Source organism: Vreelandella titanicae BH1 (genome assembly GCF_000336575.1).
GTDB classification, from domain to species: Bacteria; Pseudomonadota; Gammaproteobacteria; order Pseudomonadales; family Halomonadaceae; genus Vreelandella; species Vreelandella titanicae.
Genome location: NZ_AOPO01000003.1, coordinates 157,194 through 172,452 on the forward strand (window position 1 = coordinate 157,194; position 15,259 = coordinate 172,452).

General features: G+C 56.5%; 12 protein-coding genes. 5 read left to right on the plus strand and 7 right to left on the minus strand.

Annotated features, from left to right (window positions below; translation table 11 throughout):
• Nucleotides 1-79: 79 nt before the first annotated feature.
• The 5 genes from HALTITAN_RS08080 to HALTITAN_RS08100 all read right to left on the minus strand — a co-directional run bounded on the left by HALTITAN_RS08080 (nt 80) and on the right by HALTITAN_RS08100 (nt 4,520).
• Nucleotides 80-904, minus strand: a complete 825-nt coding sequence (locus tag HALTITAN_RS08080) for an ABC transporter permease (protein ID WP_009286803.1) — start codon at nt 902-904, stop codon at nt 80-82.
• Between the two features lie 9 nt (nt 905-913).
• Nucleotides 914-1,978, minus strand: a complete 1,065-nt coding sequence (locus tag HALTITAN_RS08085) for an extracellular solute-binding protein (RefSeq protein WP_009286804.1) — start codon at nt 1,976-1,978, stop codon at nt 914-916.
• Between the two features lie 9 nt (nt 1,979-1,987).
• Nucleotides 1,988-3,016 (minus strand): ABC transporter ATP-binding protein, encoded by a 1,029-nt coding sequence (locus tag HALTITAN_RS08090; protein WP_039858759.1) that lies wholly within the window; start codon nt 3,014-3,016, stop codon nt 1,988-1,990.
• Complete coding sequence (locus HALTITAN_RS08095) at nt 3,013-3,804, minus strand: ABC transporter permease (RefSeq protein WP_009286805.1); 792 nt, start codon at nt 3,802-3,804, stop codon at nt 3,013-3,015. The genes HALTITAN_RS08090 and HALTITAN_RS08095 overlap by 4 nt, the downstream gene beginning before the upstream one ends.
• Nucleotides 3,805-3,872: 68 nt before the next feature.
• On the minus strand, nt 3,873-4,520 hold the full coding sequence (locus HALTITAN_RS08100) for a TIGR00725 family protein (RefSeq protein WP_051051937.1): 648 nt from the start codon (nt 4,518-4,520) through the stop codon (nt 3,873-3,875).
• A gap of 111 nt (nt 4,521-4,631) precedes the next feature.
• On the opposite strand from HALTITAN_RS08100, the gene HALTITAN_RS08105 reads away from it, so the two are divergent.
• Nucleotides 4,632-5,408, plus strand: a complete 777-nt coding sequence (locus tag HALTITAN_RS08105; protein ID WP_039858762.1) for a DeoR/GlpR family DNA-binding transcription regulator — start codon at nt 4,632-4,634, stop codon at nt 5,406-5,408.
• A 162-nt stretch (nt 5,409-5,570) separates the two neighbouring features.
• Nucleotides 5,571-6,083 (plus strand): opioid growth factor receptor-related protein, encoded by a 513-nt coding sequence (locus tag HALTITAN_RS08110; protein ID WP_009286808.1) that lies wholly within the window; start codon nt 5,571-5,573, stop codon nt 6,081-6,083.
• Nucleotides 6,084-6,103: 20 nt separating this feature from the next.
• Here the strand turns inward: HALTITAN_RS08110 and HALTITAN_RS08115 are convergent, their stop codons facing one another.
• Entirely contained in the window at nt 6,104-6,832 is a 729-nt protein-coding gene (locus HALTITAN_RS08115) for a hypothetical protein (RefSeq protein ID WP_009286809.1), read from the minus strand.
• Nucleotides 6,833-6,964: 132 nt separating this feature from the next.
• Nucleotides 6,965-7,555, minus strand: a complete 591-nt coding sequence (locus tag HALTITAN_RS08120; RefSeq protein WP_039858764.1) for a DsbA family oxidoreductase — start codon at nt 7,553-7,555, stop codon at nt 6,965-6,967.
• Between the two features lie 170 nt (nt 7,556-7,725).
• Here HALTITAN_RS08120 and guaB point away from each other — a divergent pair, with 170 nt between their 5' ends.
• The 3 genes from guaB (at nt 7,726) to HALTITAN_RS08135 (ending at nt 15,192) form a co-directional block, all read left to right on the plus strand.
• Nucleotides 7,726-9,195 (plus strand): IMP dehydrogenase, encoded by a 1,470-nt coding sequence (gene guaB, locus HALTITAN_RS08125; protein ID WP_039858765.1) that lies wholly within the window; start codon nt 7,726-7,728, stop codon nt 9,193-9,195.
• A 94-nt stretch (nt 9,196-9,289) separates the two neighbouring features.
• The gene (gene guaA / locus HALTITAN_RS08130; RefSeq protein ID WP_039858767.1) at nt 9,290-10,867 is read left to right on the plus strand and encodes a glutamine-hydrolyzing GMP synthase; all 1,578 of its coding nucleotides are present in this window, start codon (nt 9,290-9,292) and stop codon (nt 10,865-10,867) included.
• A gap of 434 nt (nt 10,868-11,301) precedes the next feature.
• Entirely contained in the window at nt 11,302-15,192 is a 3,891-nt protein-coding gene (locus HALTITAN_RS08135; RefSeq protein ID WP_009286810.1) for an nSTAND3 domain-containing NTPase, read from the plus strand.
• Nucleotides 15,193-15,259 lie beyond the last annotated feature (67 nt).

A 15,259-nucleotide genomic window follows, 5' to 3' on the forward strand; every position in this document is an offset into this window, starting at 1 on the left:
ATGCAGGGCACTGTAGCCTAGCATCAAATACTAGCTCTCATCGAATATAGAGCGGGGCAAATTCGTTGCCCCGCAAGCGCTATCGATGCTGAGAACGTCGACGAATCCATTCGCCGGGAAGGGTTAGCAACAAGCAGCAACACATCATTAGCAGCGCAAGAAGAGCAACAGAAGCCATATCAGACCCTGCGTCGGAAATATTGCTGTAAAGCAGGAGCGGCAGCAGGTTGATCTGTGAACCGGTAAGCGCCAGGGCCGTACCATAGGCGCCAAAAGCCACTGCAGCACAAAGGCTCCAAGAGGAGATCAACGCAGGCAGTAACGGCGGTAGGTACACGTCACGAATTTGCTGCCACCGAGAGGCACCGAAGCTTTCGGCCATCACCAGTTGGCGGCGGTCAAGCCCTTGAACCACCGGCAGCATCAGTAACACCACGCGGGGTACCAAGAAGTAGGCATACACCAACACCAATCCCTGTGGGGTATACACAAAGCGGCCAAACCATGCCGGGTCTACGCCCAGCGATGCCAGGGACAGTGTGATAAAGCCTGCCCGCCCCAACAAGAGGATAAAACCATATGCCACAATCAAGCCGCTGAAAATCAGCGGGAGAGAGATCAGCCAAAGAAGAAAAAAGCGTCGCCGTTCCGGCTGATGATAGAGAAACTCAGCAATCACGACACCAACGATGACCGACAAGAGCGCAGTGCTAATTGATAAAGCAACGCTGGTTATTAGGCTTTTAAACACCAGCCCTTCGTCAAGAAGACGAGCACCCGTGACCAAAGGTGACTCAAGTGCTGCAATGATTAGCAGTGTCAGCGGCACCATAAAAAAAAGCGTGTAAATAATGCCGCTGGGTAGAACCAGCGGCAAAACGCTAAAAAAGCGCAGACGAGGCATGGCGTGGCCTTATTGATTAAGGACGTGCTGAGTCCACTGGTGGCTGAGGTCAGCGCTAATGCTCGACGCTTTTTGCACATCCAGCGGGCGAATCTGCGGTGCCTCTACCAGCGTGTCGGGCAGCTCGATATCTCCGTTGACAGGGCGAACAAATCCTTCCGCAAAGGTACGTTGCCCCTCGTCCGACATGACATAGTTGAGCCATAGACGCCCGGCATTCGGGTTTGGCCCGTTCTTGACCAGTGAAATAGCGTACGGCGCTGCGACCGACGCCTCTTCGGGGATCACCACCGCTGCGTTGTCGCCCATGCCATCGGTAATGCTGGCTTTTAGACCGTCGTTTTCATAGCCGATCCAGATAGGAATTTCACCGCGCACGAACTGTGCATAGGGCGTGGTACCAACCACACGGGCAACATTACCGATGCGGCTCAATTCCGCAAGATAATCGATGCCCGGGGTTAAATTATCGAGATCGCCCCCCATTGCATAGTTGGCGGCCAGGGTAAGAACTTGGCCTTGCCCGGTCGAGCGCGGGTCAAGGTACACAATGCTGTTACGGTACTGCTCATCGAGCAGGTCTTCCCAGCTTTGCGGCACTTCATCGACTAACTGCGTATTAACGATAAAGGCCACGTTCAAGGAGTGGATCGTGAACCACTCACCCGCGTCTGCTTTGAAGACATTGGGAATGCTGTCGAAATTGATGGGGGTAAAGGGGCTTAACAGCTCTTTCTCATGCGCATTAATTGCTGAAGAAGCGTAGTAGTAGGCGGTATCGGCCTGGGGGCGGTTGCGGGCCTGCTCCAAAGCGACCACGGTGGCACCCGAGCCCAGGTCGTTAAAGACAATCTGAACGCCGGGGTAGCGCTCTGTAAAACGGTTAAACTGGCTTTGCCAATTGGCCCAGGTTGGGCCGGTATCAAATGATACAACCAGCCCTTCTTCCTGGGCGGCATCGTAGAGTGCTTGTTCGCCGTCGTAGAGCTCAGCGTCAAGCGTGTTAGCCGCATACGCCGATAAAGGCAGCAGGCTAAGGGCGGAGAGTAGGCCGTAAGCAAAAGAGCGTTTCATGGTAGTACCTCAGCGATTGAACAGGTGGATATGTGTGGGAGGAAGCGCCACGTGAGTGATGATTTCCGGCGGTGAAGCCGACTCAAGCGACAACGTGGTAGTGCCGCAGAGAAGGTAGTGACGTTGCTGGGCGCCCAGAAACTGCCTCTCTATCACCGTGGCAGGTGCCTGGTTAGCGATATCGCTAGCTGGGTTGGCAATAATGGCTTCGGGACGAATCATGGCGCGCACGGTTTGCCCCACTGTAAAGGCGTGTGGTGCCACTTCCAGGATGCCCAGGTCGGCGGTTTCAATCCGCTGCGAATCAAGTACCTGAGCGTCGATAAAGTTGGTGCGACCAATGAAACGTGCCACGGCTTCACTCACAGGCTGCGTGTAAAGCTGGTGGGGCGCGCTGTGTTGAAGGAGCTTGCCCTGTTCAAGCACGGCAACGTGATCGCCCAGCATCAGCGCCTCTTCTTGATCATGGGTGATCATCAGCGTGGTGACGCCGAATTGACGCTGTATATGCTTGAGCTCCTGGCGCATCGACTCCCGCCGGGAAGCGTCGAGCGCCGAAAACGGTTCGTCGAGCAGAAGGGCACGGGGCTCGAATACCAGCGCGCGTGCAATGGCCACTCGCTGCTGCTGGCCACCAGAAAGCTGGGATGGATAGCAATGTTCCAACGCCTCAAGGCCTACATCATGGAGGATCTTGCGGGCGCGTCGGTGGCGCTCTCCTTGGCGAACACCTTTAACCTTAAGCGGGTAGGCGACGTTGCCAAGCACCGTCATATGGTTGAAGAGCACATAATCCTGCGGCACGATTCCCAGCCCGCGCTCGCCGCAAGAGAGTTGGGTAACATCCTGATGATCAAGTAGAACGCGCCCTTGAAGCGGGGTGAGGAAGCCCGCGATAAGCTGTAACAGCGTACTTTTTCCCGATCCGCTGGCACCCACCACCACAAGAAATTCGCCCGTTTCTACCTGCAGGTTGATGTCGTGAACACCCACGCTGCTATGGGGGTAGTGGAACTGGATGTTTTCTAGCGCAATCATTGCGGTAACTCCCGGGAAGAGGATCGGCCCAGCCGCCACTGCACCAGGGTGGAAAACAGCGAGAACAGCAGAGCGAGTGAGAGCAGAAACAGCGTTGCGGCGCAGGCGAAGCCTGTGGTGCGGTAAAACGCTTGGATCAACACCACCGGGTAGGGCTGGGTCATAAAACCTGAAATCAGGTTGCTCAGCTCAAACTCGCCAATGGACAGCGCCGCAACCGTTAAGCTGCCGGTAAATACCGAGCGGTATACCAGCGGCAAATAGAGATGCACAAAACGTTGCCACTCGGCTGCCCCAAGGGATTGAGCCATGCGTTCATAGGCTTTGAGGGGAGAGGCTTCGATATCGGCATACACGGTGTAAAAAAGGTAGGGAAACGTCACCACCACATGCCCTGCCACTAGCAGCCAGGGGCTGCCTAGCCAGGGCAGCATGGCCGTGCTAAAAGCCAGAATGAAAGCAAAGCCTATGACCAACTGGGGAACGGCTACCGGCAGCATGACCAGAAGACGCGTGATGCTCTGAGCCACAGCAGGGAATTTAAGCGTTACGCCATATACCAGCGGTACGACTAATAATATATTGATCAGACAGGTGGTTAAGGCCAGTTTGAGCGTCGTCAACATGGCGTTTCGATAGGTGGTTTCTTCCCATACGCTGATAAACCAACGCCAGGTTAACCCCTCAGGTAGCAGCGTATTGCTCCACTGGTCGCCGAAAGCGCCTACGAGCAGTAGGACGATAGGGGCCAACAGGTAAACCAAGTAGCAATAAGTGATCAGTCGCATATCTGGCCCCTAACTGTTAATAGAGATAAATGACCATAATGTAAGAATTTGATCGTTTGTTGATATATTCATGATGGTTGTGTGACTCCCCATAGGTGTGCGGCCGTTAGCGCTAAGGCTTCTTCCACGCTGCAGATAGGCGTAGTGCCTTCGGCATTAGGGGCATCAGGGAAGGTGAGTACAGGCTTATTAAAGTGACGGCCAAAGGCTACCTCGGTGTGCGTGCCCAAGCTTCCGCCAACGGCGATCAGCAGCACACTGGCTCGGGCGATAAGCACGTTGCGTGCCTCGCCCAAGCCGCTGGCAATAGGTAGGGTGACCCAGGGATTGGCGGCTTCTGCGCTAGTATCGGGAAGCAGACCGATGACCTCACCTCCCTTGAGCGCGGCCCCTTTGCTGGCCGCTTCCATAACGCCGCCCCGGCCGCCACATAACAGCGGAATGCCCAGCTCGGCCAGACCTGCGCCTAAGGCATAGGCTATTTCAAGCTGTTGCTGAGTGGCCTCGCGGGGGCCAATAACGCCTACCGGGGGGCGCTGCATCGGCGTGTTACTGCGCTTTAATGCAATCAGCGCTTCGCGGGGCAAACAGGGGGATTGCAGTACAGCTGGCCAACTGGCCTTGCCCAGCGGACGCATTTTGGGCGACAGAGGCTCATCTGCGTGCGTCATGATACGCTGGCATTCATCAAGATAAATTTGTAATGTCTGAGTCATGTTTTGATCAAAATGTAAGAATTTGATCGTTATGGTCGCGCCCCGCTGTGTCAATTTGATGACGGACGGTCGCAAGGCCGGATTTTTTTATCAGGGGATTGTTTGTTACCGATGACTGACCTAGCGCATTTGAACCCACGCCATCGCGAACTCATTGCCTTGGTTGAATTGCATGGGCATGCCTCGATCGAATTTCTTGCCCAGCGACTCAACTGCTCCGCTCAAACCGTGCGGCGCGATATTCGTAAACTGTGTGACGCTAATGTGCTGCAGCGTTTTCGGGGCGGGGCCCGGATCGAAAAACCCCAGGTTAGGCTTGGCTACGCCACCAAACAGGATTCGCAGCAGGTAGAGAAGGGGCGTATGGCGACCCTGGCGGTATCGCAGTTGCAGGAAGGCGAGGCGCTGTTTCTGGATACGGGCACAACCTGCGATCACGTTGCCCGCGAGCTGCTGAACTACCGTAAAAGGCTGCACGTGGTCACCCATAATCTAACGGCTGCGCTGACGCTCGCTGCCCAGCATCAGTTGTTGGATATCCATGTGGTGGGCGGCAAGGTAGCGGGGCGGGATGGGGCGCTGACTGGGTCGCGCACCATCAAAGAGCTGACCAGCTATCGGCTGGATGTGGCGATGATTTCCGTTTCAGGCATAGATGCAGAGGGTTACCTGCTCGACTTCGATAGTGAAAAAATAGAAGTAAAACAAACCATGATGCGCCACGCTGGCCGTAAAGTTCTGCTGATGGGGTCAGCGAAATTATGCCAGCGCGGTATCCAGCGTGTTGCTCATCTTGATGAGTTTGATCAAGTGATTTGTGATGCGCCTGCACCCGAAGAAATTCAGGCGCTCATGACCTACCCTGAGCGTTGGCAAGAAGCTTTATAGGCTCGCTGGTTGAGTTGGCTGACGTAGAGGGCAGTGGGCGTTGGTGCGTTCATTGCTGTCCCTTGCTTTAGGGAATCCGGGAATCTTTACGGCTAGTGGCGTAAAATGGCGTTGTTGTTACGAAATATCATTGTATTACCCAGGAGATGACGAGGAAATGCTATGGGCCACCACCCAACACCGTTGATCGCTTTTTACCGTGGCGAGGCACCGGATCATAAAGGGCGCTATATCGATGCCGTCTGGGCCTTATCTCACTTCTGGCTAGAGCATACCCACGATTATATTCAGTGGCTTTTTCCCATTCCCGAGGCTGGCCGTTTTAACGCTTTTGCCCCGCTACTGACTGATGTCGAGCGTGAAGTATTTCACGACGATAGCGCGTTGCGTGAGCAGCAGCGAGTCTCGCTGGATGTGATGTTAAGTTTTTTGGGTTTAGTGCGGGATGGGCTCAACATTACTGCCCAGCCGAGCCTCAATATCCGCGATCATATTTGGCTCAAAGCAGGCGGGCATAATCACCTACGTATCTCGCGGATGATTCGTTCGTTGGCGCTTTGCCATCAGTACGATCTGGCGCTGGCTTTACAGGAAGCGGTGATACGTATTGGTACCGAGCAGGGCATCGTTTCAGATGCCTCGATCCAGTATTGGAGCGAGGCACATAAGGAGTAGCCTGTATTATTCGGATATTGTTACTGGCATGCCGCAATAATGGTAAAGCCGTAAAGCCTTACGTCTGGCGTTCCCTCTACGAGGCAGCCTCTTCGGCGTGATGTGGTCACCGGGTCTGTCAGTGGCTGGAAATAGCTGAAGTGGTAGCTCGCGTATAACTGAGATACGATCCTTTCGTGTGTTGCAGAGCAGAGTGCTTCCCATTGATCCGTATTGCCCTTTTGTCTGTTATCCACATGCAGGTAGAGGGCGATAGGGAGCTTGATAACCTTCTTCTTTAGTGCTTTTCCCAGGCTTGTTTCATCAAGCTCGATGAGCTGATTGACGGCTTTCTGCCATGGGCGAACGAGTCGCTGTGTCGTTGTTGCGTATTCTTCACCAGGTTGACGACCGTTCACAGAAGCACGAATGACTTTCAGTTCGACGAGAAAACTGGTGCTGCGATAGTCGAAAATGATATCCACTCGGCCTTTGCCGCTGGCTTCATCTGTCTGACGAGATACCTGTACTTCAGTGGCAATGTGGCCAATCTGGCTATTAAAGCCATCACTTAGCAGCGCCTTGATAAAGGTACCGTAGAGTTCCCGCTCATTGGGAATACGTGTATTGCGAATGAAATGACGCGTATCTGGATCGTCAAGCGCTTCCCCGAAAGCACTGCATAACGTCACCATCATATCGCGCGAAACACGTGCCCCCGTGATGTTATCTGGATTGCTGTAGTAGAGCTGCCTAGGTTGGTCTGCCATTCTTGTCCCCTTTTATTAATAATAATCAGCATGATACACCCCATAACCTCACCATCACACTCAAGGGTTTGCTAGGCACGATGGGTGAGTTGGTTGACGGTGAGGGCCTGGGGAATAGGGGAGGCCATAGACTTAAGCGCGCTCAATCAGAAAACGTTTGAGGGCGGCAGGATCAGGCACGCCCTGAATCACTTCGCCATCGATGACCAAGGTAGGCACCGACTGGATAAGCGCTTCTTCTACCGAGTGGCGCTGGGCCATCTGGTGCTGCTCGCGGTAGCGGCCTTCGGCCAGCGCATCGAGCACCGCTTGGCGCTCCAGGCCTACCGACTCACCAATATCCGCCAGCACTTCCGGGTCGCCGATATCGCGCTCCTGCTGGAAGAACGCTTTCAGCGCTGCCATGGAGTAGGCGTGGCCCAAGCCTTGCTCTTCGGCCATGGCAAACACTTCAAAGGCTTTGTCGGTGCGCGGCTGCGGCGAAATATTGGGCAGCTTGATGGGCACGCCGAGCTTTTTGGCCATGGGATAAACCGAATCCTGCCATATCTTAGGCAAGTAAGGGTCTTCCACCTTCAACGTGGGCACCGGGGCAGGGCGCAGCTCGAAGGGCCGCCAGCGGATTTCCACATCCATACCGTCGGTTGCCTGAACAATGGCCTCTTCGGCTAGCAGGCAGAAGGGGCAAACGTAATCGGTGTAAACAATAATCTGTTGAGACAAAAAGCCCCCTTGAACAGTAAAAATGGCCAGCTATCAGCCTAACAGCATACGTCATTAGCATTTGGTATAAGCACAAAAGCCTGACTGCATTGCTGGAAAGGCCCTCAAAACGCTATAATAGGGGATTAACCTTTCACGCCCCACTTCCTCTCAATCAGGGTGTTGCCGCTATGCTACGTATGGCCCAAGAAGCACTAACGTTCGATGACGTTCTCCTCGTTCCCGGCTTCTCCGATGTCCTCCCCAAGGATGTCAGCCTCAAAACCCGCCTGACCCGCAATCTTTCGCTCAATATTCCGCTCCTCTCTGCCGCGATGGACACCGTTACCGAAGCGCGTCTAGCGATTGCGATGGCCCAGGAAGGCGGCATCGGCATCATCCATAAGAGCATGGCCATGACCCAGCAAGCCGCTGAGGTGCGCAAGGTCAAAAAGCACGAAAGCGTGATTGTGAAAGACCCGGTCACCGTTAGCCCGAAAGCCAAGCTTGAAGACCTGCTCGCCATGGCCCGTGAATACGGCTTCTCCGGTTTCCCCGTGGTAGAAGGCGAAACCCTTGTGGGTATCGTGACCGAACGCGACATGCGCTTCCAGCCTAACCACGGCGACAGCGTTGAAGCGATCATGACGCCGCGCGACCGGCTGGTTACCGTCAAAGAAGGTACCGACCTCGAAACCAGCAAAGCCAAAATGCGCGAACACCGCATCGAGAAAATGCTGATCGTTGATGACGAGTTCCACCTGCGTGGCCTGGTCACCTTCCAGGATATCGAAAAAGCCCGCACCTACCCAATGGCTGCCAAAGACAGCGATGGCCGTTTGTTGGTCGGCGCGGCGGTAGGTACAGGCCCGGAAACCCCGGATCGCGTGGCCGCCCTGGCCGAAGCAGGCGTGGACGTGATCATTGTCGATACCGCCCACGGCCACTCCCAAGGCGTTCTCGACCGCGTTCGCTGGATCAAAGAACACTTCCCGCAGATTCAAGTAATTGGTGGCAACATCGCCACCGCGGGTGCTGCCCGAGCTCTGGCCGAAGCAGGCGCAGATGCTGTGAAAGTCGGTATCGGCCCTGGCTCGATCTGCACCACGCGCATTGTAGCCGGCGTAGGCGTACCGCAAATCACCGCGGTTTCCAACGTGGCCGAAGCGCTCAAAGAGTACGACATTCCGCTGATTGCCGATGGCGGTATCCGCTTCTCCGGTGACCTGGCCAAGGCGATTGCCGCTGGCGCCAGCGCCGTGATGGTTGGCGGCCTGCTGGCCGGTACCGAAGAAGCCCCCGGTGAAGTAGAGCTTTACCAGGGCCGTACCTACAAAGCCTACCGCGGTATGGGCTCCATGGGCGCCATGTCGCAAAACCAGGGCAGCGCCGACCGCTACTTCCAGGATAAGAGCGAAGGCGCCGAGAAGCTGGTACCGGAAGGCATTGAAGGCCGCGTTCCCTATAAAGGCATGATGGGCGCTATTGTCCACCAGCTGATGGGTGGGCTGCGCGCTTCCATGGGCTACACCGGCTGCCGCGATATTCAGGAAATGCGCACCAAGCCGGAGTTTGTACAGATTACCGGCGCTGGCTTTAACGAATCCCACGTTCACAACGTGCAGATCACCAAAGAAGCTCCCAACTACCGGGTGAGCTAACCAGCGCTTTTAGTTAAAACGGCGGCGGGCATTGCTCGCCGCTTGCTTTTTGGCCTTACCAGCGGCACCCACACCGCTTAACCGAGACCCCGCCATGAGTGACATTCACGCCCATAAGATTTTGATTCTCGACTTCGGCTCGCAGTACACCCAATTGATCGCCCGCCGGGTACGCGAGATCGGTGTTTATTCCGAAGTCCGCGCGTTTGATATCACCGAAGAGGAGATCCGCGAGTACAACCCCAACGGCATTATCATGGCCGGTGGCCCGGAATCCGTGACGGAACTGGACTCCCCGCGTGCGCCTCAGTGCGTGTTTGAGATGGGCCTGCCGGTGTTTGGGATCTGCTACGGCATGCAAACCATGGCCGAGCAGCTGGGCGGTAAGGTAGAAGGCTCCAACCAGCGTGAATTCGGCTACGCGCAGATTCAGATCGACGAAGACAACGCGCTGTTCAAAGATATCAAAGACCACGTAGACGCTAAAAGCGGTAAAACCCTGCTGGACGTATGGATGAGCCACGGCGACAAGGTGGCCGAAGCGCCCGACGCGTTCACCGTGACTGCCTCCACACCGAGCTGCCCGATTGCCGCCATGGCCTGGGAAGAGAAACAGTTTTACGGCGTACAGTTCCACCCGGAAGTGACCCACACCCTGCAGGGCCAGCGCATTCTTGAGCACTTCGTGCTGGATATCTGTAAAGCCGAAAAACTCTGGACGCCCGCACAAATCATCGAAGACCAGGTTCAGCGCGTGCGCGAGCAAGTGGGCGATCGCCACGTACTGCTCGGCCTCTCCGGTGGTGTGGATTCCTCTGTGGTTGCCGCGTTGCTGCACAAAGCGATTGGCACCCAACTGACTTGCGTGTTCGTCGACAACGGCCTGCTGCGTAAAGCGGAAGGCGATCAGGTAATGGAGACCTTCGCCAAGCACATGGGCGTGAAGGTGATCCGCGTAGACGCCGAAGACCTGTTCCTCGGCAAGCTGAAGGGCGAGAAAGACCCGGAAGCCAAGCGCAAAATCATCGGCAACACCTTTATCGACGTATTCGATGAAGAGGCCAGCAAGATCGACGGCGTCGACTTCCTGGCCCAGGGCACCATCTACCCGGACGTGATCGAATCCGCCGCCTCTAAAACCGGCAAAGCGCACGTGATCAAATCCCACCACAACGTAGGTGGCCTGCCGGAAACCATGAAGCTCAAGCTGGTCGAGCCGCTGCGCGAACTGTTTAAAGACGAAGTGCGCAAACTCGGCCTGGAGCTCGGCTTACCCTACGACATGGTCTACCGCCACCCGTTCCCCGGCCCCGGCCTGGGCGTGCGTATTCTGGGCGAAGTGAAGAAAGAGTACGCCGACATCCTCCGCGATGCCGACGCCATCTTCATCGAAGAGCTGCGCGCCTCCGGCTGGTACGAAAAAACCAGCCAAGCGTTTGCCGTGTTCCTACCGGTGAAATCGGTAGGCGTAGTCGGTGACGGCCGCCGCTACGAATGGGTCATCGCGCTACGCGCCGTAGAAACCATCGACTTCATGACCGCCCGCTGGGCGCACCTGCCCTATGAGCTGCTTGAGAAAGTTTCTAACCGGATTATCAATGAGTTGGAAGGGGTTTCGCGGGTGACTTATGATGTTAGTAGTAAGCCGCCTGCTACTATTGAGTGGGAGTGAGGGTTTTTATAAACACTTGATTTAAATATGATATTTCACGTTCCATTGATGATGCGTATTGCGTTATCAATGGAATTTTTTATGGTATTGAGTTGGGTGTCACAAGTTGGGTGTCACAAGTTGGGTGTCACAAGTTGGGTGTCACAAGTTGGGTGGCGCTTATCCCAAGGGCACATCCAGCGACTGGCATGGCATTCTGGGAGTGCGGCCGTTCTCCGTATGCGTCCAGCCCAGTCATCTTGATTACGAAGAAGGCGGACACTCGGCGGTACATCACGATGACTAAGGCGCAGGTGGTGGCGCAGTGCGCCGAATTCGCTCTCTGGACCCGCGACGCCCTCGGGTGAGCCGGTTGCCATGGCGACGCATTCCGATGGATACTCAAACCATCTAACCAGATAGCAAAGAGGGAGGTTTCGTTTCGACGAAGAGGCATGTCCATAGAAATCATCGGCCAACAGAAGTACCGCTTTCAGGACCACGTATGCGCACTTCTGGCTGTGCTCGCGTCTGGGAATCCAGGGGCTTCGCTGCAGATCGAGCCCAAAGATGGCGAAGATGCACTTCTACAAACCACAGAAGGCGGCGTTGCCAGAACGGTGGAAGTGCAGGTGAAGGGCGCAACCACCGCCATCACGCATGACGTATTGGCGGATTGGCTTGTACACTATCCAGCCCACGGTGACAGCGGATCGCTGCTAGAGCGGATTTCGAGCGACTCCAGCAGATCCGTGCTCTTTGTTGCCAGCGGCCGCTGCAACGATGCCGTCGTCCCCCATGCGGTGCCCCTGTCGGTCCACACGACGCACGTTCCTAAGGGGAGGGTGACAACCACCACTGAGTGCGGAATGCGGGAGAGCCTGAATAACTACGAAACCGGCACTTCATCGACTGACTCGGAGTTGACTAAACGACGTCGAGCGAACATCGGAACATTGCTTGTTGTCACACCTGCTGCTTCACTGAAGGCAGCACTTCAAAGGGTTCTGATCACTGAACGGCTCGACGAGGCCGAGGTTCTAAGACGCATTCGAGCCACCCTTGAAGCTGTTCACCGCGTGGTTCCAGATCGGGTCGAGGAGGCGACAAGACGCATCACAGAGATCGTCGTGACGGAGAAGAAGACCGGGGTGAACGTACTGCCACAGGTGGACGGGGTCATCTCCTGGAGCTCGGCGGTAGACCCACTGGTGGCGGCGTCATATGTTTCCAGAGGGGAGGAGTGCGCCTTACTGAACCGGTTGTCGCTCGACTCTGCGCTCCTCCTCACAGGCGCCCCTCGCGTAGGAAAGACGTCCTGCGCTCGCAACTTGGCGTACTCGCTACAAAGCCAGGGCTACAGCGTTCGAATCTGTACCGACATTTCAGAAGCAGAACGCTATCTGACCGAGCCTGTCACTGGCAACCGGGCCGCTCTCGTCGACGACCCACTTGGAGGCGCGCACGCGGCGGACAACGCGGCACGCGAGCTGACGCTACTGGGCGCCCTGATCCCCAAACTTGCCAACGGCAGGCGGCTCATCGTCTCTCAAGCGCAGGACCGCCTCCTGCAAATCTCTCGATGCCATTCAGTCTCCGTCGTCCGTACGGGTAACTTGCCTTGGGTGGAGATGAGCATTGGTACCAACGACTTCCTGGGCGGCCTCTGGAGTGCACTGACCGCCGACTATTCCGTTCCGCCGGCTCTGGAAACGTTGGTTGCAGAGGGCATCGAGGCCGGGCAACTTGACTTGGAACCTGGCTGCCTCGTCTACCTTGCGGCCAACCACGACCGTGTTGGCGCGAACGCTCAGCTTGCTGACGTTATCAGCTACGCGCGTCAGGACTCGAAATCTCTGGGCGACGCGCTGCGCGAGGAGCAACTCGCACCTCTGATGAGCGCGCTCGCGATCGCATCGACACCCTCCCTGCGAAGCGCCGAGCTGGAGCTGGCATTTGTGCTGGACGACAAGCGCAGCGACCGTCCCGGTGAGTCCAATGTCAAGAGCATCACGTCCTCCTGGCCTAGCCGAGCTTCGACTAAGCCGTCGGCGCCGCCGCCAAGCTACGTGCCACTTCCGGCTTTGTCTGCTCAGCAGGTCAATGACTTGGATCGCCTTGAGCTTCGGAGGATGGTGAGCCGGGCATCCAGGCGCTACACCTTCAGCCACCCGTTCTACCGAGCCAGTGCCGAGTCGCTTGTAGATGCAGCCACGACCCGGTCAATAGAGTCGGCGCTGTCCGCTTTGGAGCGGGCGTTGTTCACGCTCGATGCTGATGCCTCACGTGCGGCGGCCACCAATCTCGGCTGGGTGTACCGAAACCTGAACACAGAGGAAGGTCGGCAAGGCGTCGTCAACATAGCGGTTCGCGGGCTGCGTTCGATCTTCCCAGCGGTACGTGATCTGTGTTTCGAGTTTCTCGCGCGCAGGCTTGCATCGCTTTCAGTGAAGGAGCAGGGAAAGGTGCCTGACTGGGTACGCAGCGTGACTGTTATGAAGCTCTCATCCGTCGAATGGACAGAGGACGGTCAGCCACGCATCCCGTCGGCCACTGTCGGAGACAGGCTAGAAGTCGACCCCTTCCCAGCATCGGTTTCCCAAGTAGAGGTGGCGGATGCGTTAGCCCTCTTCGACAGTGAGCGGCCGCATACGCTTTCCGCACACGATGCGGCAAGAGCTGTGATGTTCCTTCAGCGGTCACCGGGGCAGCTGACGCTTCAGATGGCGTCTCGTCTCCTTAGCTTTGACATCTCTATGGTCCGTGCGCCAGTTGCGCATCTCTGGCTCGGTTCCCCTCGGAACGGTGACCACCTGCTGTTGCAGCGCATCTTCAATGAGCAGCACCCATCCGTCACCAAGGCCGCATACTACGGTGTGCTGGAAGCGTGGCCGGACTGCGGTGAAGCGCGCCGCGCCGCACTTATAAGTGGACTGCAGGTGATGGCTGACTCCCCGATCTCGGCCGCGGTTCTCATCGACAGTCTAGTGCTCATTGCTCGCGAAGAGTATGGAGGCCCCGAGACCCCTTGGCTGTTGTTTGAAGCTTTGATGCCAAAGGTTCTCCGCCAACTGCCGCTGGGCGCCTCATTCAGGGACGAGCGGCTATACCACGTGGTGAAGGACGCCATTGGGAACATCTCCACTCAGAGCCTTCTGGAAATCATTGACCGTTGGATAGAGTTGGTCCATCAGTACGCGTTGTCTGGCATCCCGAGCGACTACATCCTCGGCGTCACGGACATCCTTATATCAGGTGTGCCGAGCGACATCGGCGAGAGGGGAGCATGGATCAAACGTCTGCTTGCAGTGCCAGGTACAGCAAGTCGGATCCGTGTCGTCTCGGACCTGGTCAGTGCTTGGGACGACCTGACGGACGTTGAGCGCGCGTGTCTGCTCAAGTATTTGACGACAGCGGTCCTTGATGTCATGTGGCTGCAAGCAGCAGCGTTGACACGTAGTGACGTTCCATCTGAAATCCAGAAGACGCTTCTACCAGCTGGACTCACATTGGCTTCAGCACCCGGGGAGATCATCTCTGGGTTGCCGGGCTCGGTTCTCGAAGCGTGTGTGCATGTTTACACTGGCGACCACCCCGCCATCTATTACGTTGGTGCCCACGCATCTAGAAACATCGCTTGGGAGGCGGTGATCCGGAGGATCGTGCGCATGCCAGACCACAGCATGTTCGAGGTCGCATGGGAATGGCTGTCGTCAATGGGCCAGGAAGAGGAACTGGCGGAAGTAGCGTGTGTGCTGGGCGTCGCCCATGCAGAGCGCTTGGCCGGTCTGTTGCTCGAGCGCAAACAGCGCACTACGGGCGAGTTCATGGCGAACGTCTGGGCCGTGCTCTTCGGACTACCCGTGAGTCAAGACGTGAAGTCAGATTGGCTTGCCCGGATGGCGGCCCTCGCGCCCAATGCCCTGGATTCCTTGGACGAGCACAAAAGCTGGATTCCTGAGTCGCATCGTGACGAGTTCCTGTCGCATTTCGAAAGCGACCGTGCACTGCTGAAGTTGGCTGTGACCTTTCTGAGGGTGCTGAAGGTCGTTCAAGACGGAGATGATGCCGGTGAGGAGAATGAGGTCGAACACGAAGAACTGCTCACCACAGGCCCACAGCTGAAATCCGAAATGCTGAAGCTGATCGAAGTAATGCTCGACAAGAATCCCCCGAAGCACTGGCAGACGTATGACATCGTCCTTAAGTTCATGGGGCTAGGCAAGTTCTCCGATGACTGCTTCAAGAGGAAGGTGCAGGAGCTTCGATCGCGTGCTATCGAGCTGTCCCAGGATCGTCCAGCAAGGCGAAGGCAGACTCCGAAGAACTGGGAGGGTCGCTCCTGAGTCGGTCCTGAAGCCCCCGCTACTAGCATGAATACCAGCCTTGTGTGGGGCCTTTGCAAGCTCGCTG

Coding starts and splice junctions, on each gene's coding strand:
- HALTITAN_RS08080 (WP_009286803.1), bottom strand. CDS start 904: ATGCCTCGTCTGCGCTTTTTTAGCGTTTTGCCGCTGGTTCTACCCAGC.
- HALTITAN_RS08085 (WP_009286804.1), bottom strand. CDS start 1,978: ATGAAACGCTCTTTTGCTTACGGCCTACTCTCCGCCCTTAGCCTGCTG.
- HALTITAN_RS08090 (WP_039858759.1), bottom strand. CDS start 3,016: ATGATTGCGCTAGAAAACATCCAGTTCCACTACCCCCATAGCAGCGTG.
- HALTITAN_RS08095 (WP_009286805.1), bottom strand. CDS start 3,804: ATGCGACTGATCACTTATTGCTACTTGGTTTACCTGTTGGCCCCTATC.
- HALTITAN_RS08100 (WP_051051937.1), bottom strand. CDS start 4,520: ATGACTCAGACATTACAAATTTATCTTGATGAATGCCAGCGTATCATG.
- HALTITAN_RS08105 (WP_039858762.1), top strand. CDS start 4,632: ATGACTGACCTAGCGCATTTGAACCCACGCCATCGCGAACTCATTGCC.
- HALTITAN_RS08110 (WP_009286808.1), top strand. CDS start 5,571: ATGGGCCACCACCCAACACCGTTGATCGCTTTTTACCGTGGCGAGGCA.
- HALTITAN_RS08115 (WP_009286809.1), bottom strand. CDS start 6,832: ATGGCAGACCAACCTAGGCAGCTCTACTACAGCAATCCAGATAACATC.
- guaB (WP_039858765.1), top strand. CDS start 7,726: ATGCTACGTATGGCCCAAGAAGCACTAACGTTCGATGACGTTCTCCTC.
- guaA (WP_039858767.1), top strand. CDS start 9,290: ATGAGTGACATTCACGCCCATAAGATTTTGATTCTCGACTTCGGCTCG.
- HALTITAN_RS08135 (WP_009286810.1), top strand. CDS start 11,302: ATGTCCATAGAAATCATCGGCCAACAGAAGTACCGCTTTCAGGACCAC.